The organism is Flavobacterium davisii (assembly GCF_019565505.1).
Taxonomy (GTDB): Bacteria; Bacteroidota; Bacteroidia; order Flavobacteriales; family Flavobacteriaceae; genus Flavobacterium; species Flavobacterium davisii.
Map to the genome: position 1 here is coordinate 3,062,501 of NZ_CP067378.1, position 7,500 is coordinate 3,070,000.

Consider the following 7,500-nt stretch of genomic DNA (forward strand, 5'->3'; position numbering starts at 1 on the left):
TCCGATAGGAGGCGAACCCGCTGAACTGAAACATCTAAGTAGGCGGAGGAGAAGAAAACAAAAGTGATTGCGTAAGTAGTGGCGAGCGAAAGCGCATTAGCCCAAACCGTTGTTGTTACGGCAATAACGGGGTTGTAGGACCACAATATTTCTTGTAAACTGAATTAGAATAACTTTGGAAAGGTTAACCCAAGAGGGTGATAGTCCCGTATAAGTAAAGAATATAAAGAATAGTGTTATCCTGAGTAGGGCGGGGCACGTGAAACCCTGTCTGAATCTGGCGGGACCATCCGCTAAGGCTAAATACTCCTGAGAGACCGATAGTGAACCAGTACCGTGAGGGAAAGGTGAAAAGAACCGTGAATAACGGAGTGAAATAGAACCTGAAACCATACGCCTACAAGCGGTCGGAGCAGCATAATCTGTGACGGCGTGCCTTTTGCATAATGAGCCTACGAGTTACCGTTGCTGGCAAGGTTAAGTGATTAAGTCACGGATCCGTAGCGAAAGCGAGTCTGAATAGGGCGCTTAAGTCAGTAGTGGTAGACGCGAAACCGTGTGATCTACCCATGGACAGGATGAAGCTTTGTTAACCCAAAGTGGAGGTCCGAACCCGTTGACGTTGAAAAGTCTTGGGATGATCTGTGGGTAGGGGTGAAAGGCCAATCAAACTCGGAAATAGCTCGTACTCCCCGAAATGCATTTAGGTGCAGCGCTCAAGTTAAGTTATATAGAGGTAGAGCTACTGATTGGATGCGGGGGCTTCACCGCCTACCAATTCCTGACAAACTCCGAATGCTATATAATATATTGAGCAGTGAGGGCTTGGGTGCTAAGGTCCAAGTCCGAGAGGGAAAGAACCCAGACCATCAGCTAAGGTCCCCAAATGTATGCTAAGTTGAACAAACGCGGTTTGATTGCATCGACAGCTAGGATGTTGGCTTGGAAGCAGCCATTCATTTAAAGAGTGCGTAACAGCTCACTAGTCGAGCGATCGAGCATGGATAATAATCGGGCATAAGTATACTACCGAAGCTATGGATTTGTACTAAGTACAAGTGGTAGGGGAGCATTCTAACATCGCCGAAGGTATCTTGTGAGAGGTGCTGGAGAGGTTAGAAAAGAAAATGTAGGCATAAGTAACGATAAGGGGTGCGAGAAACACCCCCGCCGAAAAACTAAGGTTTCCGCAGCTATGCTAATCAGCTGCGGGTTAGTCGGGTCCTAAGGCAAATCCGAAAGGAGTAGTCGATGGCCAACGGGTTAATATTCCCGTACTAGTTATAATTGTGATGGAGTGACGCAGTGGTGAAAGTACCGCGAACTGACGGAATAGTTCGTTAAAGCACTTAGCTAAAGGCCCGGTAGGCAAATCCGCTGGGACTGGTGAAATGCGATAGTACTCGGATTCTTCGGATGAAGGGATAGTGTACCTAAAGGCTGCCAAGAAAACCTTCTAAACATAGATTATAAGTACCCGTACCGTAAACCGACACAGGTAGTTGAGGAGAGTATCCTAAGGCGCTCGAGAGATTCATGGCTAAGGAATTAGGCAAAATAGACCTGTAACTTCGGGAGAAAGGTCGCCAGCGCAAGCTGGCCGCAGTGAAAAGGTCCGAGGCGACTGTTTATCAAAAACACAGGGCTCTGCAAAATCGTAAGATGACGTATAGGGCCTGACACCTGCCCGGTGCTGGAAGGTTAAGAGGAGATGTTATCTTCGGAGAAGCATTGAATTGAAGCCCCAGTAAACGGCGGCCGTAACTATAACGGTCCTAAGGTAGCGAAATTCCTTGTCGGGTAAGTTCCGACCTGCACGAATGGTGTAACGATCTGGACACTGTCTCAGCCATGAGCTCGGTGAAATTGTAGTATCGGTGAAGATGCCGATTACCCGCAGTGGGACGAAAAGACCCTGTGCACCTTTACTATAGCTTAGTATTGGTCTTGGATAAGTGATGTGTAGGATAGGTGGGAGACTGTGAAATGGCGTCGCTAGGCGTTGTGGAGTCATTGTTGAAATACCACCCTTTGCTTATCTGAGGTCTAACTCCTAAAAAAGGAGGACATTGCTTGGTGGGTAGTTTGACTGGGGTGGTCGCCTCCAAAAGAGTAACGGAGGCTTCTAAAGGTTCCCTCAGCACGCTTGGTAACCGTGCGTAGAGTGCAATGGCAAAAGGGAGCTTGACTGAGAGACATACAGGTCGATCAGGTACGAAAGTAGAGCATAGTGATCCGGTGGTTCCGCATGGAAGGGCCATCGCTCAAAGGATAAAAGGTACGCCGGGGATAACAGGCTGATCTCCCCCAAGAGCTCACATCGACGGGGGGTTTGGCACCTCGATGTCGGCTCGTCACATCCTGGGGCTGGAGAAGGTCCCAAGGGTTGGGCTGTTCGCCCATTAAAGTGGCACGCGAGCTGGGTTCAGAACGTCGTGAGACAGTTCGGTCTCTATCTACTGTGGGCGTTAGAAATTTGAGTGGATCTGACTCTAGTACGAGAGGACCGAGTTGGACCAACCGCTGGTGTATCTGTTGTTCCGCCGGGAGCACCGCAGAGTAGCTACGTTGGGAAGGGATAAGCGCTGAAAGCATATAAGCGCGAAACCCACCACAAGATGAGATTTCTTTTAAGGGTCGTGGAAGATGACCACGTTGATAGGCTATAGATGTAAAGGCAGTAATGTCAGAGTCAAGTAGTACTAATAACCCGTAAGCTTATTGTAGCCCCACCCAACCTCCCCAAAGGGGAGGAGCAGTGGGGCGTAAAATTCTTTCTAAATTGAATATTTATCTCAATATGTTAAAATATTAGCCATTAGGCAAAAGGCATAAGCCAAGAGTTTAATGGAAAAGCACAAACTAGTGGCTTATGGCTATTAGCTAATGCCTTTAAAACCTTAAGGTGGTTATTGCGGCGGGGCTCACCTCTTCCCATTTCGAACAGAGAAGTTAAGCCCGCCAGCGTCGATGGTACTGCATATTGTGGGAGAGTAGATCGCTGCCTTTCTTTATTCCAAAATAGTTGGAATCGACATAAAATTCCCCTGTAGATCAGGGGATTTTTTATCCTCGCAAAGTACAAAAGTTCCTAAATAGATTGAAAACCAAGAATTTTAAAATTTTTGAAAAAAATAAGAAAACCCTTGGAAATACTAAAAGAAACACTATCTTTGCACCCGCTAAGACGCTAAGTCAAAAGCGAAAATAAGAATAAAAAGTTCATAGACATATTGGATTGACAGCACGTTTTAATAGAGATATTAAAACAATAAAATTTAAGAGAGTAAGAAAACTAGCATTCTTTGTCCATAATATTTAACCTTAGGGTTACAAAAGATATACGATGAAGAGTTTGATCCTGGCTCAGGATGAACGCTAGCGGCAGGCTTAACACATGCAAGTCGAGGGGTAGAAGGAGCTTGCTCCTTTGAGACCGGCGCACGGGTGCGTAACGCGTATGTAATCTACCTTGTACAGGGGGATAGCCCAGAGAAATTTGGATTAATACCCCATAGTATTATGATGTGGCCTCACATTATGATTAAAGTTCCAACGGTACAAGATGAGCATGCGTCCCATTAGCTAGATGGTAAGGTAACGGCTTACCATGGCTACGATGGGTAGGGGTCCTGAGAGGGAGATCCCCCACACTGGTACTGAGACACTGGACCAGACTCCTACGGGAGGCAGCAGTGAGGAATATTGGGCAATGGTCGCAAGACTGACCCAGCCATGCCGCGTGCAGGATGACGCATCTATGGTGTGTAAACTGCTTTTGTACAGGAAGAAACACTCCCTTGCGAGGGAGCTTGACGGTACTGTAAGAATAAGGATCGGCTAACTCCGTGCCAGCAGCCGCGGTAATACGGAGGATCCAAGCGTTATCCGGAATCATTGGGTTTAAAGGGTCCGTAGGCGGTTTTATAAGTCAGTGGTGAAATCTGGTCGCTCAACGATCAAACGGCCATTGATACTGTAAGACTTGAATTACTTGGAAGTAACTAGAATATGTAGTGTAGCGGTGAAATGCTTAGAGATTACATGGAATACCAATTGCGAAGGCAGGTTACTACGAGTATATTGACGCTGATGGACGAAAGCGTGGGGAGCGAACAGGATTAGATACCCGGTAGTCCACGCCGTAAACGATGGATACTAGCTGTTTGGAGTAATCTGAGTGGCTAAGCGAAAGTGATAAGTATCCCACCGGGGAGTACGCTCGCAAGAGTGAAACTCAAAGGAATTGACGGGGGCCCGCACAAGCGGAGGAGCATGTGGTTTAATTCGATGATACGCGAGGAACCTTACCAAGGCTTAAATGGGAAACGACAGATTTGGAAACAGATCTTTCTTCGGACGTTTTTCAAGGTGCTGCATGGTTGTCGTCAGCTCGTGCCGTGAGGTGTCAGGTTAAGTCCTATAACGAGCGCAACCCCTGTTGTTAGTTGCCATCGAGTAAGGTCGGGAACTCTAACAAGACTGCCGGTGCAAACCGTGAGGAAGGTGGGGATGACGTCAAATCATCACGGCCCTTACGCCTTGGGCTACACACGTGCTACAATGGACGGTACAGAGAGCAGCCACTACGCAAGTAGGCGCGAATCTAAAAAACCGTTCTCAGTTCGGATCGGAGTCTGCAACTCGACTCCGTGAAGCTGGATTCGCTAGTAATCGCAGATCAGCCATGCTGCGGTGAATACGTTCCCGGGCCTTGTACACACCGCCCGTCAAGCCATGGAAGCTGGGGGTACCTGAAGTCGGTGACCGCAAGGAGCTGCCTAGGGTAAAACTGGTAACTAGGGCTAAGTCGTAACAAGGTAGCCGTACCGGAAGGTGCGGCTGGAACACCTCCTTTCTAGAGACAAAAAAAAGGATGTGATTTAAAATTAAATTTAAATTAAAATCTTACTCTCGCTGTTAATTCAAAAAAAAGAAAAGGCTTAAAATACAGAGTCTCGTAGCTCAGCTGGTTAGAGTACTACACTGATAATGTAGGGGTCGGCAGTTCGAGTCTGCCCGGGACTACTATTTAAAGTTATAAAAAGGAAATTCTAGAAGCGAATTTTGAATTATAAATTTTAAATGATGAATTTGAAAAATAATTCAAAAAAATAATTCAACATTCAAAATAGACAATGGGGGATTAGCTCAGCTGGCTAGAGCGCCTGCCTTGCACGCAGGAGGTCATCGGTTCGACTCCGATATTCTCCACAACAGCCCCTCCTAACCTTCCCAAAGGGGAGGGACACAGAGCAATCGGCTCTCCCCCTTCGGGGGAGCTGGAGGGGGCTCAAAGTTCATTGACATATTGAGATAAACATACAAACAAGTAGAAAGAACATCTTTAGTGATTAGTAAAAAAGCAATAGGCACTAGTGGCTTATGGCTATTGACTAATGGCTAAAAGAATAAAGAAAACAATAAGCAAAATAAGGGCGTATGGGGAATGCCTAGGCTCTCAGAGGCGAAGAAGGACGTGATAAGCTGCGAAAAGCTGCGGGGATCGGCACATACGAATTGATCCGCAGATATCCCAATGGGGCAACCCACTATGTTGAAGACATAGTATCCGATAGGAGGCGAACCCGCTGAACTGAAACATCTAAGTAGGCGGAGGAGAAGAAAACAAAAGTGATTGCGTAAGTAGTGGCGAGCGAAAGCGCATTAGCCCAAACCGTTGTTGTTACGGCAATAACGGGGTTGTAGGACCACAATATTTCTTGTAAACTGAATTAGAATAACCTTGGAAAGGTTAACCCAAGAGGGTGATAGTCCCGTATAAGTAAAGAATATAAAGAATAGTGTTATCCTGAGTAGGGCGGGGCACGTGAAACCCTGTCTGAATCTGGCGGGACCATCCGCTAAGGCTAAATACTCCTGAGAGACCGATAGTGAACCAGTACCGTGAGGGAAAGGTGAAAAGAACCGTGAATAACGGAGTGAAATAGAACCTGAAACCATACGCCTACAAGCGGTCGGAGCAGCATAATCTGTGACGGCGTGCCTTTTGCATAATGAGCCTACGAGTTACCGTTGCTGGCAAGGTTAAGTGATTAAGTCACGGATCCGTAGCGAAAGCGAGTCTGAATAGGGCGCGATTCAATCTAAGGGATTGAAAGGGAATTAAAACGTTTTTTTACCTTAAGTCAGTAGTGGTAGACGCGAAACCGTGTGATCTACCCATGGACAGGATGAAGCTTTGTTAACCCAAAGTGGAGGTCCGAACCCGTTGACGTTGAAAAGTCTTGGGATGATCTGTGGGTAGGGGTGAAAGGCCAATCAAACTCGGAAATAGCTCGTACTCCCCGAAATGCATTTAGGTGCAGCGCTCAAGTTAAGTTATATAGAGGTAGAGCTACTGATTGGATGCGGGGGCTTCACCGCCTACCAATTCCTGACAAACTCCGAATGCTATATAATATATTGAGCAGTGAGGGCTTGGGTGCTAAGGTCCAAGTCCGAGAGGGAAAGAACCCAGACCATCAGCTAAGGTCCCCAAATGTATGCTAAGTTGAACAAACGCGGTTTGATTGCATCGACAGCTAGGATGTTGGCTTGGAAGCAGCCATTCATTTAAAGAGTGCGTAACAGCTCACTAGTCGAGCGATCGAGCATGGATAATAATCGGGCATAAGTATACTACCGAAGCTATGGATTTGTACTAAGTACAAGTGGTAGGGGAGCATTCTAACATCGCCGAAGGTATCTTGTGAGAGGTGCTGGAGAGGTTAGAAAAGAAAATGTAGGCATAAGTAACGATAAGGGGTGCGAGAAACACCCCCGCCGAAAAACTAAGGTTTCCGCAGCTATGCTAATCAGCTGCGGGTTAGTCGGGTCCTAAGGCAAATCCGAAAGGAGTAGTCGATGGCCAACGGGTTAATATTCCCGTACTAGTTATAATTGTGATGGAGTGACGCAGTGGTGAAAGTACCGCGAACTGACGGAATAGTTCGTTAAAGCACTTAGCTAAAGGCCCGGTAGGCAAATCCGCTGGGACTGGTGAAATGCGATAGTACTCGGATTCTTCGGATGAAGGGATAGTGTACCTAAAGGCTGCCAAGAAAACCTTCTAAACATAGATTATAAGTACCCGTACCGTAAACCGACACAGGTAGTTGAGGAGAGTATCCTAAGGCGCTCGAGAGATTCATGGCTAAGGAATTAGGCAAAATAGACCTGTAACTTCGGGAGAAAGGTCGCCAGCGCAAGCTGGCCGCAGTGAAAAGGTCCGAGGCGACTGTTTATCAAAAACACAGGGCTCTGCAAAATCGTAAGATGACGTATAGGGCCTGACACCTGCCCGGTGCTGGAAGGTTAAGAGGAGATGTTATCTTCGGAGAAGCATTGAATTGAAGCCCCAGTAAACGGCGGCCGTAACTATAACGGTCCTAAGGTAGCGAAATTCCTTGTCGGGTAAGTTCCGACCTGCACGAATGGTGTAACGATCTGGACACTGTCTCAGCCATGAGCTCGGTGAAATTGTAGTATCGGTGAAGA

Annotated in this window: 2 tRNA genes and 4 rRNA genes (2 of these 6 only partly in view); all 6 read left to right on the forward strand. The window is 46.9% G+C overall.

The features are described from left to right. Positions 1-2,726, forward strand: a 23S ribosomal RNA gene (locus tag JJC05_RS14515); it begins 150 nt to the left of the window's first position. A gap of 175 nt (positions 2,727-2,901) precedes the next feature. Continuing rightward, a 5S ribosomal RNA gene (rrf, locus tag JJC05_RS14520) occupies positions 2,902-3,010 on the forward strand. Between the two features lie 333 nt (positions 3,011-3,343). Beyond that, positions 3,344-4,858, forward strand: a 16S ribosomal RNA gene (locus JJC05_RS14525). 96 nt (positions 4,859-4,954) lie between these two features. Beyond that, positions 4,955-5,028: transfer RNA gene (locus JJC05_RS14530), tRNA-Ile, on the forward strand. 112 nt (positions 5,029-5,140) lie between these two features. Further along, positions 5,141-5,214 (forward strand) — tRNA-Ala (locus tag JJC05_RS14535). Positions 5,215-5,421: 207 nt separating this feature from the next. Then, positions 5,422-7,500: ribosomal RNA gene (locus JJC05_RS14540) — 23S ribosomal RNA — on the forward strand (it continues 842 nt past the right edge of the window). Together the 16S, 23S and 5S rRNA genes with 2 tRNA genes alongside form the textbook arrangement of a ribosomal RNA operon.